Genomic DNA, 16996 nt, shown 5'->3' with positions numbered 1-16996 from the left:
GACCGGGGGACGGGCGGGTCCCCGCGGACGAGCCCAGGAGCGGACGGGCCCGGGAGGCGCGGCCCACCCGGTGCCCCGGCCGGAACGACGGCGGCGTCACCCGTGCCAGGACCTCCACAGCGCCGCGTACGCCCCGTCCGCGGCGACCAGCTGGTGATGGCTGCCCAGCTCGGTGATGCGACCGTTCTCGACGACGGCGATGACATCGGCGTCATGGGCGGTGTGCAGGCGGTGGGCGATCGCGATGACGGTGCGGCCGTCGAGGACGCGGGCGAGGGAACGCTCGAGGTGGCGGGCCGCGCGCGGGTCGAGGAGCGAGGTGGCCTCGTCCAGGACCAGCGTGTGCGGATCGGCCAGCACCAGCCGGGCCAGCGCGATCTGCTGGGCCTGAGCCGGCGTGAGCGCGAGCCCGCCCGAACCGACCTCGGTGTCGAGGCCGTCGTCCAGGGCCCGTGCCCAGTCGTCCGCGTCGACCGCGCCCAGCGCCGCCCACAGCTCGGCGTCCTGCGCGCCCGTGCGGGCCAGCAGGAGGTTGTCGCGCAGAGAGCCCACGAAGACGTGGTGCTCCTGGTTGACGAGGGCCACATGGGAGCGGACGTCCTCGGCCGGCATACGGGACAGCTCGGCGCCGCCGAGGGTGACCCGGCCGTCCCTGGGAGCGTAGATCCCGGCGAGCAGCCTGCCCAGCGTGGACTTGCCCGCGCCGGACGGGCCGACCAGGGCCAGCCGTGTGCCGGGCGCGACCTCCAGGGACACCTCGCGGAGCACGTCGACTCCGGAGCGGTACCCGAAGTGCACCTTGTCGGCGTGGACGTCGCGGCCGTCGGGAGCCGCGGAGGCGTCGCCCGTGGCCGGCTCGATGTCCCGTACGCCCACCAGCCGGGCCAGCGACACCTGGGCGACCTGCAGCTCGTCGTACCAGCGCAGGATCAGGCCCACCGGGTCGACGAGCATCTGTGCGATGAGGGCGCCCGTCGTGAGCTGGCCGATCCCGATCCATCCCTGGAGCACGAACACACCGCCGACCATCAGGACCGAGGCGATGACCGTGACATGAGTGATGTTGACGACCGGGAAGAGCACCGACCGCAGCCAGAGGGTGTACCGCTCCCACGCCGTCCACTCCCGGATGCGGCGCCCCGACAGTTCGATCCGGCGTTCGCCGAGCCGGTGGGCCTCGACGGTGCGGCCGGCGTCCACGGTCTCCGCGAGGGCGGCGGCGACGGCGGCGTACCCGGCGGCCTCCGAGCGGTACGCGGACCCCGCACGCCTGAAGTACCAGCGGCACCCCACCAGGAGCAGCGGCAGGGCCAGCAGCACGGCGGGCGCGAGCGGTGGCGCGGTCACGGCGAGCCCGCCGAGCAGCAGCCCGGCCCACACCACGCCGATGGCGAGCTGCGGCACGGCCTCACGCATCGCGTTGGCGAGCCGGTCGATGTCCGTGGTGATCCGGGACAGCAGATCACCCGTCCCGGCCCGTTCCAGCACGCCCGGCGGCAGCCCCACCGACCGTACGAGGAAGTCCTCGCGCAGGTCGGCCAGCATCCGCTCGCCGAGCATGGCGCCGCGCAGCCGCACCTGCCGCACGAACACCGCCTGGACGAGGAGCGCGACGACGAACAGCGCGGCCGTGCGCTCCAGATGCAGCTCACGGGCGCCCTCGGAGACACGCTCGACGAGCCCGCCGAGCAGCCAGGGCCCGGCCATCGAGGCCACGACGGCGACCGTGTTGACGGCGATGAGCAGGGCGAAGGCCCGCCGGTGCCGGCGGATCAGCTCGGTCACGTAGGCGCGTACGGTCGCGGGCGCGCCGACGGGCAGGGTGCTCGCCGTGGTCGGGGCGGCCGGGTCGTACGCCGGTGGCGCCACGCCGATCATGCGGTCTCCTCGATCTCTTCCAGGCCGATCTCTTCCAGGACGCGGTGCGCGGCAGGACCACGCACCGCGGTGGTTTTCTCGTCATGCGGATTGGTCCCGCCGTCCAGGACCTCGTGTGGTGCGGCCTCGTCATCGGTCTCGCGGGTGACGACCGCCCGGTACCGGGGCTCGCCGTGGATCAGCTCGCGGTGCGTGCCGACCGCCTCGACCTGGCCCTCGTGCACCAGCACGACCCGGTCGGCGCGGTCCAGGAGGAGGGGGGAGGAGGTGAACACGACCGTCGTACGGCTCGCGCGCAGCGACCGGACGCCTTCGGCGATCCGGGCCTCGGTGTGCGAGTCGACGGCGGACGTCGGTTCGTCCAGGACGAGTACCTCCGGGTCCGTGATCAGCGACCGCGCCAGCGCCAGCCGCTGCCGCTGGCCGCCGGACAGGGACCGGCCGCGTTCGGTGATCCGCGCGTCCATCGGGTCGTCGGCCTCCAGTGACCCCTGGACGAGCGAGTCCAGGACGTCATTGCACTGTGCGGCGGTCAGTGCCTCCTCTGCGCTCACCGCCCCGGAGGCGGGCACGTCGAGCAGCTCACGCAGCGAACCGGACAGCAGCACCGGGTCCTTGTCCTGGACCAGGACGGCCGCACGCGCGCTGGAGAGCGGCAGTTCGTCGAGCGGGACGCCGCCCAGGAGGACCGAGGTGCCCTCCTCGGCGGGATGCCCGCCCAGCCGTTCGGCCAGCAGTCCCGCCGCGTCCGGGTCGCCGCACACCACCGCGGTGAACCGGTCGGCGGGCGCGAGGAGTCCGGTCTCCGGGTCGTACAGGTCGCCGGACGGTACGACGGCCTCGCGGGACCCCTCGGTGTCCGTGGCGCGTTTCAGGGAGAGCACCCGGGCGGCCCGTTTGGCGGACGGGCGTGAGAAGGAGTACGCCATGGCGATCTCCTCGAAGTGCCGCAAGGGGTACGTCAGCAGCATCACCGAGCTGTACACGGTGACGAGTTCGCCGACCGAGATCCGGCCCTCGCGGGCCAGGTGCACGCCGTACCAGACGACCGCGATCATCAGCAGTCCCGGCAGCAGCACCTGGATCGCGGAGATGAGCGCCCACATCCGGGCGCTCCGCACGGCGGCGTGGCGGACCTCCTGAGAGGCCCGGCGGTAGCGCTCCAGGAACAGTTCCTCGCCGCCGATGCCGCGCAGTACCCGCAGACCCGCGACCGTGTCCGAGGCCAGCTCGGTGGCGCGGCCCGCCTTCTCGCGCTGGTGGTCGGCGCGTCGTGTCGCCTTGGGCAGCAGTGGCAGGACGGCGAGCGCGAGGACCGGGACGCCCACGGCGACGACGATCCCGAGCGCCGGCTGGTAGACGACGAGGCCGACACAGACCAGCACCACGGTGAGCGCGGCCGCGGTGAACCGCGACACGGCCTCCACGAACCAGCCGATCTTCTCCACGTCTCCCGTGGAGACCGCGACGACCTCACCGGCAGCCACGCGCCGCGTCAGTGCCGAGCCCAGCTGGGCCGTCCTGCGGGCGAGGAGTTGCTGGACGCGCGCGGCCGCGGTGATCCAGTTGGTGACGGCGGCCCGGTGCAGGAGAAGCTCGCCCAGCGCGACTCCCGCGGCGCACAGCGCCATCAGCCCGCCGGTCCATGCGAGTCGCTCACCGGAGCGGTCGACCACGGCCTGGACGGCGAGGCCGACACAGAACGGCAGTCCGCAGACGGCCGTGAAGTGCAGCAGCCCCCAGGCGAGGGACTTGAGCTGCCCGCCGAGCTGGTTCCGGAAGAGCCACCACAGGAATCGGGGACCCGAGCGCGCGTCCGGCACACCCGGGTCGGGATAGGGAAGGTCTTGAATTCGCATGACGTCCCAGTGGCGCGTGTCAGGGGTGGAAGGGGGGTAGGGCCACCGGCCGCGCGGGCCGACAACAAGCAGGCCGACAGCAGGCCGACAACAAACCGTGCAAGGCTCGCGTCAGAGCGTGGTCGAAGGCAAACGATTTTCCGTCGAGTGGCAAAGTTTCGGCACGGACCGCCTGCACAGGGCCGGGAAGCCCGGGGGTACGGGCAGATGCCCGATGCGTGGTGCGACCATGGACTCATGCGAATGGGCGGTGTGAGCGGCGCGACGCGCACGCGGGTCGCGGCGGCGGTCTGCGGCGTGATGGTGATGTCCCTGGCGGCGTGCGGCGGTTCGGGCGGGTCGAGCGGGGCCAAGGCCGACGCGAGCCCCAGAGGCAAGGCCGGGCAGACCAGGGTGCGCACCACCGACCTCAAGAGCATCCCGGACGTCGGTGCCCGGCTGCGGAAGCAGATCCCCGCCAACTCCCGCCAGGTGGTGGCCGTGTACGGCGAGGGCAGGAACGACGCGGACTCCACGATCGTCCTCTACACGAAGAACGGCTCCACCTGGGACCAGACCCGCAGCTGGCAGGGGCACAACGGCAAGAAGGGCTGGACCACGAACCACGAGGAGGGCGACAAGCGAAGCCCCGTCGGGGTGTTCACGCTCAGCGACGCGGGCGGCGTCCTCGCCGACCCTGGCGCCAAGCTGCCCTACACCCGGTCGGCCTCCTTCCAGGCGCCGCGCTACTGGGCCAAGTCGCACTGGCACGACTTCGACTACGTCATCGCCATCGACTACAACCGGGTCAAGGGCACCTCCCCGAACGATCCGACCCGGCCCCAGGGCCAGTCGAAGGGCGGCAGCATCTGGCTGCACATGGACCACGGCAGCGGTACGTCCGCGTGCGTCAGCCTGTCCAAGCCGGGCATGGAGTACCTGCTGCGCACGCTCGACCCGGACCGGCATCCCGTGATCGTGATGGGGGACAAGGCGGAGCTGAAGGCGTGAGCGACCTGAGGGCCCGTCGGGCGCTCATGTGACCTGAGGTCTCATTGCGGTGAGGGCCAACTCCCCGTAGAACACCGCCATGAGAAGCCGGATTATCATGTCCATGCTCGCCGGAGCGACCCTCCTGGCGAGCACCCTCCTCGGAGTGACTCCCGCTCAGTCGGCCACCTCGGCCCAGTCGACCACCTCGGCCGATGTCCCCGCCGAGTTCGGCACCGACTGGCACGACCCGGTCACGGCCGCGCCGCCGGTCACCAAACCGGGCGGAAAGTCCTGTGAAGTCACCGTCGCCCAGGCGCAGTTCAAGGACTTCACGCCCTACGTGGGAACGTACGCGCCCCCGCACGACTGCGCCGACCGCTGGAGCAAGGTGGTTCTCCGCCTCGACGGCAAGGTCAAGGGCCGGCAGTACGACCGCCTCGGCTATCTGCACATCGGCGGCGTCGAGGTCTTCCGCACCTCGACCCCGCAGCCCTCGCCCGACGGCATCGAGTGGTCCGTCGAGAAGGACGTCACGCGGTACAGCGACACCCTGCACGGCACACAGCCCGTGGAGATGCTCATCGGCAACGTTGTCGACGACACCTACACGGGCATCATCGACGTCAAGGTCACGCTGACCTTCTACGAGGGCAGGCCGGACACGGCGGCCACCCCCGACCGCGTCCTCACCCTCCGGGGCGACACCCTCACCACACCCCGCAACAGCGAACGCGTCGTCGCCGAGGTGTACGCGACCGGCTCCGGCGGCGGCTGCGAGGAGTACTGGTACATGACGGTGCCCGACCCGGCGCCGTACTCCTGCAAGGCGGGCGACGGACCGTACCGCGAGGTGCAGATCAGGGTCGACGGCCAACTGGCCGGCATCGCGGCACCGTTCCCGACCGTGTGGACCGGCGGCTGGTCCAACCCCTTCCTCTGGTACGTCGTTCCGGGCCCCCGCGCCTTCGACATCAAGCCCATCCAGTACGACCTCACCCCCTTCGCCGGGATACTCAACGACGGCCGCCCGCACCGGGTCGAGGTCTCCGTCGTCGGTGTTCCCGAGGGACAGACGGGCTGGAGCACCCCGGTCAACGTCCTCGTCTGGCAGGACGCCCACAGCAAGCACGTCAGCGGTGCGCTCACCAAGGTCAAGGTGAGCGATCCGGCCAACTCCTCGGTCTACACGCCCGGCACCGAGCATCGCCTCGACACCGAGGGCGGCCACCGGCTGACGGTCGCCGGGTATGTGAACACCTCGCACGGCCGGGTGGCGACCACCGTGAGCCGTGCGCTGGCCAACACCTCCGTGCACACCTGGGTGGACGGCGAGAACCCCGACAGCCTCAAGGCCACCTGGACCGACAACGAGACGGTCACCGTCGACGGCCGCGGACCCGCCCGGGCGACGCGCACACACCGGACGTACACGATGGACGGCACCACGACCCTCGGTGCGGGGGACCGGCTGCGGACGGTGCTGACCCTGGGCGACCGGGCGGCCGTCACCGAGACGCGCGGAGGGCGGCGCACCGAGTGGTCCCGGCTCGACGACACGTACACGGGTGACGCCACATATACGGCCAATGTGCCGCGCGACCAGCGCCACGCGGTCGGGACGACCAGGGAACGCTACCGGCTGTACGGGTCGGGAGGCTGCTACGACCATTCGCTGACCACCGTGCAGGGCGTTCTGACGGAGGATCAGAGTGGCTGTTGAGGTCGAATGCGCGTGATGTGACGCTTGTTCGATGATTTACGCGGCGGAAACGCAGGGGTCTTCCGTGTGAGCGGGATCTCCTCGATAGTGGTCGGCGCGGAAGTGCTTTTCCGCATGCCAGAAAAGCCCCATCGGAGGAGTGCTCGTGCCGCAGTCCGTACCGTCCCTGCCGCGACGCGTCGCACGCATACTGCGTACCTCACTGTTCGCCCAGGTCGCCGTCGCCCTGGTGCTCGGAATCGTCGTCGGAAGGTTGTGGCCGGACACGGCCGCAACCTTCCAGCCGCTCGGCGACGGTTTCATCCGCCTCATCAAGACGGTGATCTCACCGCTCGTGTTCTGCGTGGTCGTCGTCGGCATCGCCAAGGCCGGCAACCTGAAGGCCTTCGGCCGGATCGGGCTCAAGGCCCTGATCTGGTTCGAGGTCGCGTCCACGGCCGCGCTGCTCATCGGCCTGATCGCCGCCAACGTCTTCGCTCCCGGCTCCGGGATGAACGTCGACCCCTCGAAGCTCGACGCCTCGGCGGTCGACGACAAGACCGCCGGTGGTGCGCTGCCGACGACCACCGAGTTCATCCTGAACGCCCTGCCGCAGAGCGCGATCGGCGCGTTCGCCGAGAACTCACTGCTCCAGGTCCTGGTCCTGGCGTGCCTCGTCGGCGCCGCGCTGCTGCATCTCGGCCACACCAAGGTCCCCGCGATCCTGCCGGCCATCGAACAGGCCCAGGAGATCATCTTCGCGATCGTCGGCTTCGTGATGAAGCTGGCGCCCCTCGCCGTGTTCGGCGCGATGGTCCACCTCGTGGGCGAGTACGGCCTCGGGGTGATGAAGACGTACGGCAAGCTCATCGTCCTCTGTTACGCCGTCGCCGCGGTGTTCCTGGTGCTCCTCGGCATCGCGCTGAAGCTGGTCACCGGGCTCAACCTGTGGAAGTTCGTGCGCTACACGCGTGAGGAGATGCTGCTGGCGCTCGGTACCGCGTCCAGTGAATCCGTCCTGCCCCGCATGATGCAGAAGCTGCGCCAGGCGGGCGCCCGCGACGACGCCGTGGGCCTGGTGCTGCCCACCGGCTACTCCTTCAACCTCGACGGCGCCTCGATCTACCTCTCGATCGGCACGCTGTTCGTCGCGCAGGCCGTGGGTGTGGAGCTCAGCCTGAGCCAGCAGCTCACCGTGATCCTGGTCCTCATGCTGACCAGCAAGGGCATGGCGGGCATCCCCGGTTCCGCCTTCCTCGCCCTGTCGGCGACCGCCTCCGCGCTCGGATCGATCCCCGCCGGGGCCGTCGCCCTGCTGCTCGGCGTCGACCGCATCATGGACTCGATGCGCGTCGCCACGAACCTGCTGGGCAACTGTGTCGCCGTGTTCGCGGTGTCGAAGTGGGAGGGCGCCCTCGACACGGTACGGGCCAAGAAGATGCTGGATGGGGAGATCGCGTTCGTGGAGGAGGACGACGCCGAGGAGGGAGCGCCGGAGTCGGCGAAGGGTGCCTCCGAGAGTGCGTCCGGGGCTTCGACGGGCGCGCCCGGGTCTTCCGAGGACACCTCGAAGGCTGCCGCGGGCACCTGACCGCTGTCGACCGCTGTCGATTGCCTTCACCGGTACCGGTGAAGGGGCCCGGCGCCACCGCTCGGCGCCGGGCTCCGCGCTGTCCGGAAGCGGGAAGCGGGAAGCGGGAAACAGGAAGCGGGAGTCCAGAGGCCAGAGGTTGGAAGCGGGACCGGGTCGCCTCGTACCGTACGACGACCGAGGACCTGGCCGCGGCAGGGCGCTCGCGGTGCCCGTATGACGTCGGCCGGTTCAGTGGCGGCGATCGGACCCGTCGGTCGTGATCACCCCGTCGACCAGGGTGTCCAGCAGCGCGCCCAGAACCTCGCGCTGCTCGTCCGTCAGCGGGGCGAGGATCTCCTCCGCCGCCGCCCGGCGGGCGCCCCGGAGCTCCCGCAGCGCTTTGCGTCCCTCGTCCGTCATCTCGATACGTATCACCCGACGATTGGCGGGGTCGGGTGCCCGGCGCACCCGGCCGTGCGCCTCCAGTCCGTCGACCAGCGTCGTCACGGCCCGGGGCACCACCTCCAGATGCTCGGCCAGGTCGGCCATCCGCGGGGGCGAACCGTAGTGTGCGAGGGTGCGCAGCAGTCGGGACTGCGCCGGTGTGATGTCCAGGCCGCACCGCTCCAGATGACGCTTCTGAATGCGGTGCACACGGCGGGTCAGCCGCAACAGCTGCTCGGCGAGCAGGCCGTCGGCATCGGGTGTGGTCATGCGGGAACAATATCAGGACTAAGTTCATTGTGAGTATAGGTAACAATGAGTTATGCTCCCTCAGCCATCGGATCCCGTGTGCGGGGGACCGGCCCGCTCCGGCGGGGCCCACCCCTCGCGCACGGGACCGTCCCGCACACACCCGTAGGAGCCCATGCATCCCGACGAATCCGCTCCCTGGATCCCACCGGGCACCGACCCCGGTCAGCCGCGGCAGGTGCGCCGCATCCTCAAGCTCTTCCGTCCGTACCGTGGCCGTCTCGCCGTCGTCGGCCTGCTCGTCGGCGCCGCGTCGCTGGTCTCGGTCGCCACTCCCTTCCTGCTGAAGGAGATCCTGGACACCGCGATCCCCGAGGGCCGGACGGGTCTGCTGAGCCTGCTCGCGCTCGGCATGATCCTCAGCGCCGTCCTCACCAGTGTCTTCGGCGTGCTCCAGACCTTGATCTCCACGACGGTCGGCCAGCGCGTCATGCACGACCTGCGCACCGCGGTCTACGGCCGGCTGCAGCGCATGTCGCTCGCCTTCTTCACCCGGACCCGCACCGGAGAGGTCCAGTCGCGCATCGCCAACGACATCGGCGGTATGCAGGCCACCGTCACCTCGACGGCCACCTCACTGGTCTCCAACCTCACCAGTGTCGTGGCCACGATCGTCGCGATGGTCGCCCTGGACTGGCGGCTGACCGCCGTCTCCCTGCTCCTGCTGCCGCTCTTCGTGTGGATCAGCCGCAGGGTCGGCAGAGAACGCAAGAAGATCACCACCCAGCGTCAGAAGCAGATGGCCGTCATGGCCGCGACCGTCACCGAGTCGCTGTCCGTCAGCGGCATCCTGCTCGGCCGGACGATGGGCCGCGCCGACTCGCTGACGAAGTCCTTCGCCGAGGAGTCCGAGGGCCTCGTCGACCTCGAGGTGAGGTCCAACATGGCGGGGCGCTGGCGCATGGCCGTCATCTCGATCGTCATGGCCGCCATGCCCGCCTTCATCTACTGGACCGCGGGGCTGGCCCTCCGGTTCGGCGGCCCGGCCATCTCGATCGGGACGCTCGTGGCGTTCGTCTCGCTCCAGCAGGGCCTGTTCCGGCCGACCGTCAGCCTGCTCTCCACCGGCGTCCAGATCCAGACCTCGCTGGCCCTCTTCCAGCGCATCTTCGAGTATCTCGACCTGCCCATCGACATCACCGAGCCCGAGGATCCGGTCCACCTCGACGAGGTCAAGGGGGAGATCCGCTTCGAGGACGTCGAGTTCCACTACGACGACAAGAGCGGGCCGATACTCGACGGCATCGACATCACGGTCCCCGCGGGCGGCAGCCTCGCCGTCGTCGGCCCGACCGGCGCCGGCAAGTCCACGCTCAGTCACCTCGTGCCCCGGCTGTACGACGTCACGGGAGGCCGGGTCACACTGGACGGGGTCGACGTACGCGACCTCGACTTCGACACACTGGCCCGCGCGATCGGTGTCGTCTCGCAGGAGACATACCTCTTCCACGCGTCCGTCGCCGACAACCTGCGCTTCGCCAAGCCGGACGCCACCGACGAGGAACTGCACACGGCGGCGAAGGCAGCCCAGATCCACGACCACATCGCATCGCTGCCCGACGGGTACGACACGATCGTCGGCGAACGTGGTCACCGTTTCTCCGGTGGCGAGAAGCAGCGGCTCGCCATCGCCCGCACCATCCTGCGCGACCCGCCCGTGCTCATCCTCGACGAGGCGACCAGCGCCCTCGACACCCGTACGGAGCACGCCGTACAGGAGGCCATCGACGCGCTCTCGGCCGGCCGGACCACGCTCACCATCGCGCACCGGCTGTCCACCATCCGGGGAGCCGACCAGATCGTGGTCCTCGACTCCGGGCGTGCGGTCGAGCGGGGCACCCATGAGGAACTGCTGGAACTGGGCGGGCGCTACGCGGCCCTCGTCCGCAGGGACGCCCGGCTGGAAACGACGGGATCGTGACGGGGCGTCACGCCCTCGGAGAGAACGTGACACAGACCAGGAAGAGAAAGTGATGATATGCCGGGTTTGTAAGTGTTTGCGGGTTACCGTGCCCGCATGCAGATGAACTCTCCGCCACGGAGCACGCTTCGACTGACGCGCCGGGGACGGGTCGCCCTCATCGCGGCCGGAGCCGTCGCGGCGGCCACCGCCGTGGCGGTGCCGTTGCTGAGCATCGACACCGACGGCGAGGAGCCGCGCCCCAAGTCCCTGCTGATCCCTGAGGGTTGGCGGGCGACCCAGGTGTACGAGGCCGTCGACAAGGCGCTCGCCCTCCCCGCGGGCACCACCAAGAAGTCCCTGGGCAAGGCCGGGCTGAAGCTCCCCGCCGACGCCGAGGGCAACCCTGAGGGCTACCTCTTCCCGGCGACGTACCCCCTCGACGAGAAGGCGACCCCGGAGTCCCTGCTGTCGTCCATGGTGGACACCGCGAACCAGAGGCTCAACGGCAGCCAGATCACCGCCGGGGCCCAGCGCAACGCCATGAACGTCTACCAGGCGGTCACCGTCGCGAGCCTCGTCCAGGCCGAGGCCGCCACCAAGGCCGACATGGGCAAGGTGGCCCGGGTCATCTTCAACCGCCTGGAGCGCGGTATGCCGCTGCAGTTGGACTCGACCATCAACTACGCGCTGAACCGCTCGACGCTGGACGTCACCCAGGAGGAGACGAAGCTCAACAGCCCCTTCAACTCGTACCAGCGCATGGGCCTGCCGCCCACGCCGATCGCCAACCCCGGCGAGGAGGCGATGCGCGCCGCGATCGCCCCCACACCCGGGGACTGGCTGTACTTCGTCACGGTCAAGCCGGGCGACACCCGCTTCACGGCCAGCTTCAAGGAGCACCAGCGGAACGTGGCGGAGTTCAACCAGCACCGGAAGAGCCCGCGGGCGACGAAGTGACCCGGCGGGGCATCACGCGGCGAGCGGCTCCCCGGCCAGCAGCCGTCTGATGTCCCGTACGGCCGCGCGTCCCGCCCGGTTGGCGCCGATCGTGCTGGCCGACGGCCCGTACCCCACCAGATGGATCCGCCGATCGGCGACCGCGCGGGTCCCGTCGAGGCGGATGCCACCGCCCGGCTCGCGCAGCCGCAGCGGCGCCAGATGGTCGATGGCGGCCCGGAACCCCGTCGCCCACAGGATGACGTCGGCGCCCACCCGCCGCCCGCCGTCCCACTCCACGCCGTCCGGGGTGATCCGGTCGAACATCGGCTGCCGGTCCAGCACTCCCTCCGCGATGCCCTGCCGGATCGCGTCGTTCAACGGCAGCCCCGTCACCGACACGACGCTCCGTGGCGCCAGCCCCTGCCGTACCCGCTCCTCCACGAGCGCGACGGCCGCCCGCCCGGCCTCCTCGTCGAAGGGCCCCTCGCGGAAGACCGGCGGACGCCTGGTCACCCAGGTGGTCGCGGCGGCGTACGGAGCGATCTCCAGCAGGTGCTGTGTACCGGACGCGCCCCCGCCCACGACGACCACCCGCTGACCGGTGAACTCCTCAGGACCCGGATACTGCGCCGTGTGCAGCTGGCGCCCGTGGAACGTCTCCTGACCGGGGTAGCGCGGCCAGAAAGGCCGGGCCCAGGTGCCGGTCGCGTTGATCAGAGCCCGAGCCGACCAGGCACCGTCCGACGTCTCGACGAGCAGCCGCCCTCCCTCGCCCTCGCGGACCGCGTGCACGTCGACAGGCCGTCGCACACGCAGGTCGAAGGTGCGCTCGTAGGAGTCGAAGTACTCCGCGATGACCTCGGACGACGGGCGCGCCGGGTCGGCGTGCGTCAGTTCCATGCCCGGCAGCGCGTGCATCCCGTGCACCTTGCCGTACGTCAGCGACGGCCAGCGGAACTGCCAGGCACCACCCGGACGTGACGCGTGGTCCAGCACCACGAAGTCCCGCTCCGGCTCGAAACCGGTGCGCCGCAGATGGTAGGCGCCGGCCAGTCCCGCCTGCCCCGCGCCCGTCACCACGACGTCGACGTCTCGTACCCCGGTGTTGTTCACGTTTCTACCAACCGTGCGGAGGCCCGGGGTCTTCCCGGACGGGCGTGCGGCCGCGACTTGTCGCGTGCGCGAGGATGGACTCATGTCCGATGCCTTCACCACCCGAGTCCTGAACGTCGCCTCCGGTTCCCGGGAGACGGTCGTCGACCTCACCCATGAGTGCCAGGCGTTCCTGAGGGAGGTGGCCGCCGGACGGGACGGCCTCCTCAACGTGTTCATCCCGCACGCGACCGCCGGAGTGGCCCTGGTCGAGACCGGCTCCGGCAGCGACGACGACCTTCTCGCCGCGCTCCACTCCCTCCTCCCCGCGGACGACCGCTGGCAGCACCGCCACGGCAGCCCCGGCCACGGCCGCGACCATGTCGTTCCGGCGATCGTGGCTCCGCACGCCACGCTGCCGGTCGTCGACGGACGGCTGGAACTGGGCACTTGGCAGTCGGTGTGCCTCGTCGACACGAACACGAGCAATACGGAGCGTCGGGTCCGGTTGAGCTTCTTGGCGTAACTGCCGTTCGACGAGCAACTTTGGCGGTCGGTCGATGGTCGGTGAGGGTGCTTCGGCCCTGGTGCATGCGTCATCCCGCACTTCATGCGCGACTCGCGGTTGCCCGTGCTGCAGGGAAGGGTGCGTCCACGCCGGTGGTGATGAAGCCGTCCGGGCATGTATCGGTTCGCAGCCTCGCGAAGTACGCGCGGGTGCAGTGGCTGGCCGTCCTGTCCGCGAACGACCAAGCAGGCGATGCGTCCGCGTGACGCCATGGCCTCCGCCGGTAAGACGCTGGTCGAGCTGTTCGGTCTCGCCCGTGAGCTCAACATCGACGCCGAGGGCATCGACATGGGTCCGTCTCCGACGGACGCCGCCCTTGCCGCCGATCTGGCGCTGCCGATCGAGGAGCTGGAGCTCACCGGCCGTTCCTACAACTGCCTCAAGCGTGAGGGCATCCACTCCGTGGGTGAGCTCGTGGCGCGTTCCGAGGCCGACCTCCTCGATATCCGCCCTGGAAGTTCGACCGAGCGATGCCGGATTACGCGAGGAGTGCGAGGCTTCTGGCGGCGTCTGGGATTCGAACAGCTTGACACCGAGGGATTCCGGGCCTGTCTTTCACGGAAACAAATCAGGATAATCCGAGTCGAGGGGTGCTATTGGCTTTCCTCGGTTTAACGAACTGGTCGTGGAGGTCAGGCGCTCGTCGGTGGAGTGGGCGAGTTCCCCTTGGTTGCACCTTCTGTAATCCGGTCGTTCGGTGAGGTCGAGGCCTTACGTCACGGGTGAAACTAGTGCCGATGTGCGTACTGTGCTAAACTTGCTGACAGTTGCAGTTGTGGTTCCCGAAACTTCAAGTGCCTTGGCGACTGTATGTCGTCGGGCATTTTTTGTATCTCCGGCGTTCGTCCGGACGGGGTTCATTGTGGCAACGCATGGGCTCGCACGGTGTGGGCCTGTGGGCACTGACCCCAAGGAGTGTGACATGGCTACTGGCACCGTCAAGTGGTTCAACGCGGAAAAGGGCTTCGGCTTCATCGAGCAGGACGGCGGCGGCCCGGACGTCTTCGCCCACTACTCGAACATCGCCACCCAGGGTTTTCGTGAGCTCCAGGAAGGCCAGAAGGTGAAGTTCGACGTCACGCAGGGCCAGAAGGGCCCGCAGGCGGAGAACATCACTCCCGCCTGACGGCGAAGCGTATGAGGTAGCTGGGGCCCCGCACTTTGTGGGGCCCCAGCTCGCTGCTTTTTGCGTTTCGCTGGAATTTCTTTTGGTCTTGTATTCGGCTCGTTCTTGCAATTCATCCGGCTCGTTCCTGTCGGGAATTCCTCGATGCGTGCCCTGTCGAGGAAGGTTCTCCATGAGCCGTTCAGCTCGCACGAATGACCGTTTCCGCCCACAAGGTCAGGGGCGCCCCGGCGCCAGGCCGGGCGACACCGGGCGTCGTTCCTCTGCACCACAGGCGGAGTTCGCGCTGCCGGTCACCGTCACCCCTGCTTTGCCCGCGGCCGCGACCTTCGGTGAACTGGACATACCCGTCGAGTTGCTGAAGATGCTCACCAGTCTTGGCCTGAACGAGCCGTTCCCGATCCAGGCTGCTACGTTGCCGAACTCCCTCGCAGGGCGCGACGTTCTGGGCCGCGGGCGCACCGGATCGGGCAAGACGCTCGCCTTCGGCCTGGCGCTCCTCGTGCGTACGGCCGGGCAGCGTGCCGAGTCGCGGAAGCCGCTTGCCCTGATCCTCGTCCCCACGCGCGAGCTGGCCCAGCAGGTCACCGATGCGCTCGCCCCGTACGCCCGATTGCTGAAGCTGCGGCTGGCCACCGTGGTCGGCGGCATGTCGATCGGTAGGCAGGCCGGTGCACTGCGTGCCGGAGCCGAGGTGGTCGTCGCGACACCTGGCCGCCTCGCGGATCTCATCGAGCGCAGGGACTGCCGCCTGGACCGGGTGAACATCACCGTCCTGGACGAGGCCGACCAGATGGCCGACATGGGCTTCCTGCCCCAGGTCACCGAACTACTGGACCAAGTACGCCCCGACGGCCAACGCATGCTGTTCTCGGCCACGCTGGACCGCAACATCGACCTTCTGGTCCGTCGTTACCTCCATGACCCGGTGGTCCATTCGGTCGACCCGTCGGCGGGCGCGGTCACCACGATGGAGCATCACGTGCTGCAGGTGCACGGCGCTGACAAGTACGCCACCGCCACCGAGATCGCCGCCCGTGACGGGCGCGTGATCATGTTCCTGGACACCAAGCACGCTGTCGATCAGTTCACCAAGCACCTGCTGAGCAGCGGCGTAAAGGCCGCGGCGCTGCACGGTGGCAAGTCGCAGCCCCAGCGCACCCGCACCCTGGCACAGTTCAAGACCGGCGACGTCACGGCACTGGTGGCCACCAACGTCGCGGCTCGGGGCATTCACGTCGACGACCTCGATCTCGTCGTCAACGTCGACCCGCCCAACGACCACAAGGACTACCTGCACCGCGGTGGCCGAACTGCCCGCGCCGGCGAGTCCGGCAGTGTCGTCACGCTGGTCCTCCCCGGCCAGCGCCGGGACATGGCCCGTCTCATGTCCGACGCGGGCATCAGGCCGCAGATCACGCAGGTCCGCTCCGGCGAGGCCGAGCTGAGCCGCATCACCGGCGCCCAGGCTCCCTCCGGTGTCCCCGTCGGCGGCAGCGGGCAGGTCGCGGAGCGCCCGAAGCGCGGTGGTGCCCCTTTCCGCGGTCTGGGCACCCGTCCGGGGCGGGCTGGTCGCGGTGGTGGCGAGTCTCGCCGGTCTGCTGAGGCCCGTGAGATCGCTGAGGCGCGCAAGGCCGCCCGGGTCCGTCGTGGTGCATAGGCCGCGCCAGGCTGACGACGCCCTTTGCAGGCATGCAACGACCACTGGAACCTAAGCCTGGTCGGGCCCTGGGGGCGGATGGGCGTGGAAGGTGAGCCCGGTGATTCGGCCCGATTGGATGACGGGCCGTACTGAACGCCACCGTTGATGTCGTTGTGCACGGTCCCACCACGCGTCGCCGAGGTGGCGGCGAGTCGCTGCAAGCCCGTTTCCGCTTGGCTGGCCAGAGCAGGGGCCCACCCGGTGGGGATCGAATCGACCTGTCGGAGAAGCAGCTCGCCACTGCTCGCGCGATGCAGGCGGAGTTTGGCATCGACTTCCCCCTCGTCCTGGGCAAGGCTGAGAAGGTTCCCTACGACGACAACACGTTCGACTTGGCGATCAGCGAGTATGGCGCCTCGTTGTGGTGCGACCCCTATCGTGCAAAGGCTCAGTGTGTTTGGCGCTCCTGGTCAGTCCGCGAGGAGAATCTGACGGCGCAGGAGGTCGAAGCCAGCCCGGATGATTACGGCGAGAGCCGCGGGCAATCGGTGGTCCGGTAGGTCGTGCGGCTCCGGGTCAGAGGACCCTGGCCGTGCGCTGTGCACAGGGGTCCGCCACCGGGATGATGAGCGAGCTGGCTGCGTTGATCGCGCAAGGAGAGTGACAGCTGATGAGGGCGTGTGTTGTCGGGGCCGGCCCCGGGGGAATCGTCAGCGCCAAAGTGCTGTTGGAGAACGGCTTCGACGTCACCGTCTTCGACAAGTACCAGCAGGTCGGCGGCACCTGGTCAGCAGGAGGCTGCTACGACGGGCTGGCCAACCAGGCCAGTCGCCGCCTCTTCGAGTTCGCGGACCTGCCCAACCGCCTGCACTTCGCCGGCGCGGTGGACACCCAACGCTACCTGGAGAACTACGCCGCCGCCTTCGGTGTGCTGGACCGCGTCCGACCCGGCACCGAGGTGGTCTCCATCCGGCCGGTGGAGGGAGCTGGGC

General features: G+C 69.6%; 14 protein-coding genes and 1 pseudogene. 11 read left to right on the top strand and 4 right to left on the bottom strand.

The features are described from left to right. Positions 1-96: 96 nt before the first annotated feature. Entirely contained in the window at positions 97-1878 is a 1782-nt protein-coding gene (locus FNH04_RS22795; RefSeq protein ID WP_152787116.1) for an ABC transporter ATP-binding protein, read from the bottom strand. Then, the gene (locus FNH04_RS22790; protein WP_152787114.1) at positions 1875-3737 is read right to left on the bottom strand and encodes an ABC transporter ATP-binding protein; all 1863 of its coding nucleotides are present in this window, start codon (positions 3735-3737) and stop codon (positions 1875-1877) included. The genes FNH04_RS22795 and FNH04_RS22790 overlap by 4 nt, the downstream gene beginning before the upstream one ends. A 237-nt stretch (positions 3738-3974) precedes the next feature. Here FNH04_RS22790 and FNH04_RS22785 point away from each other — a divergent pair, with 237 nt between their 5' ends. The 3 genes from FNH04_RS22785 (at position 3975) to FNH04_RS22775 (ending at position 7999) form a co-directional block, all read left to right on the top strand. Beyond that, positions 3975-4727, top strand: a complete 753-nt coding sequence (locus FNH04_RS22785) for a hypothetical protein (protein WP_152787112.1) — start codon at positions 3975-3977, stop codon at positions 4725-4727. 79 nt (positions 4728-4806) lie between these two features. Then, a complete protein-coding gene (locus tag FNH04_RS22780; protein WP_152787110.1) occupies positions 4807-6429 on the top strand; it encodes a peptide-N4-asparagine amidase in 1623 nt (540 codons plus the stop codon). 145 nt (positions 6430-6574) lie between these two features. Beyond that, positions 6575-7999 (top strand): cation:dicarboxylate symporter family transporter, encoded by a 1425-nt coding sequence (locus FNH04_RS22775; RefSeq protein ID WP_322723564.1) that lies wholly within the window; start codon positions 6575-6577, stop codon positions 7997-7999. A gap of 231 nt (positions 8000-8230) precedes the next feature. On the opposite strand, the gene FNH04_RS22770 is transcribed toward FNH04_RS22775, so the two are convergent. Then, positions 8231-8695 (bottom strand): MarR family winged helix-turn-helix transcriptional regulator, encoded by a 465-nt coding sequence (locus FNH04_RS22770; protein WP_152787108.1) that lies wholly within the window; start codon positions 8693-8695, stop codon positions 8231-8233. A 154-nt stretch (positions 8696-8849) separates the two neighbouring features. Here FNH04_RS22770 and FNH04_RS22765 point away from each other — a divergent pair, with 154 nt between their 5' ends. Next, positions 8850-10655, top strand: coding sequence for an ABC transporter ATP-binding protein (locus tag FNH04_RS22765; protein ID WP_152787106.1), 1806 nt, complete (start codon positions 8850-8852; stop codon positions 10653-10655). 96 nt (positions 10656-10751) lie between these two features. Next, entirely contained in the window at positions 10752-11594 is an 843-nt protein-coding gene (mltG, locus tag FNH04_RS22760; protein ID WP_152787104.1) for an endolytic transglycosylase MltG, read from the top strand. Positions 11595-11606: 12 nt separating this feature from the next. Here mltG and FNH04_RS22755 read toward each other — a convergent pair whose 3' ends face one another. Beyond that, entirely contained in the window at positions 11607-12689 is a 1083-nt protein-coding gene (locus tag FNH04_RS22755; protein WP_322723562.1) for an NAD(P)-binding domain-containing protein, read from the bottom strand. Positions 12690-12771: 82 nt separating this feature from the next. Between FNH04_RS22755 and FNH04_RS22750 the strand changes: the two genes are divergently transcribed. The 6 genes and pseudogenes from FNH04_RS22750 to FNH04_RS22720 all read left to right on the top strand — a co-directional run. Continuing rightward, positions 12772-13194 (top strand): secondary thiamine-phosphate synthase enzyme YjbQ, encoded by a 423-nt coding sequence (locus FNH04_RS22750; RefSeq protein WP_152787102.1) that lies wholly within the window; start codon positions 12772-12774, stop codon positions 13192-13194. 222 nt (positions 13195-13416) lie between these two features. After that, a pseudogene (locus FNH04_RS22740) lies at positions 13417-13686 on the top strand (DNA-directed RNA polymerase subunit alpha C-terminal domain-containing protein); the annotation flags it as partial. A 472-nt stretch (positions 13687-14158) separates the two neighbouring features. Next, the gene (locus FNH04_RS22735) at positions 14159-14362 is read left to right on the top strand and encodes a cold-shock protein (RefSeq protein WP_152787098.1); all 204 of its coding nucleotides are present in this window, start codon (positions 14159-14161) and stop codon (positions 14360-14362) included. Positions 14363-14534: 172 nt separating this feature from the next. Beyond that, entirely contained in the window at positions 14535-16022 is a 1488-nt protein-coding gene (locus tag FNH04_RS22730) for a DEAD/DEAH box helicase (protein WP_152787096.1), read from the top strand. Between the two features lie 293 nt (positions 16023-16315). Beyond that, positions 16316-16564 carry a class I SAM-dependent methyltransferase gene (locus tag FNH04_RS47830; protein ID WP_265580063.1) on the top strand — a complete coding sequence of 83 codons (249 nt, stop codon included), beginning with the start codon at positions 16316-16318 and terminating at the stop codon, positions 16562-16564. A 110-nt stretch (positions 16565-16674) separates the two neighbouring features. Beyond that, positions 16675-16996 (top strand): NAD(P)-binding protein (locus tag FNH04_RS22720; protein ID WP_152787094.1); only part of this gene is annotated, 322 nt, incomplete at its 3' end.

The organism is Streptomyces phyllanthi (genome assembly GCF_009377205.1).
GTDB lineage: Bacteria > Actinomycetota > Actinomycetes > Streptomycetales > Streptomycetaceae > Streptomyces > Streptomyces phyllanthi.
This window is presented reverse-complemented; position numbering and strand designations above follow the sequence as displayed.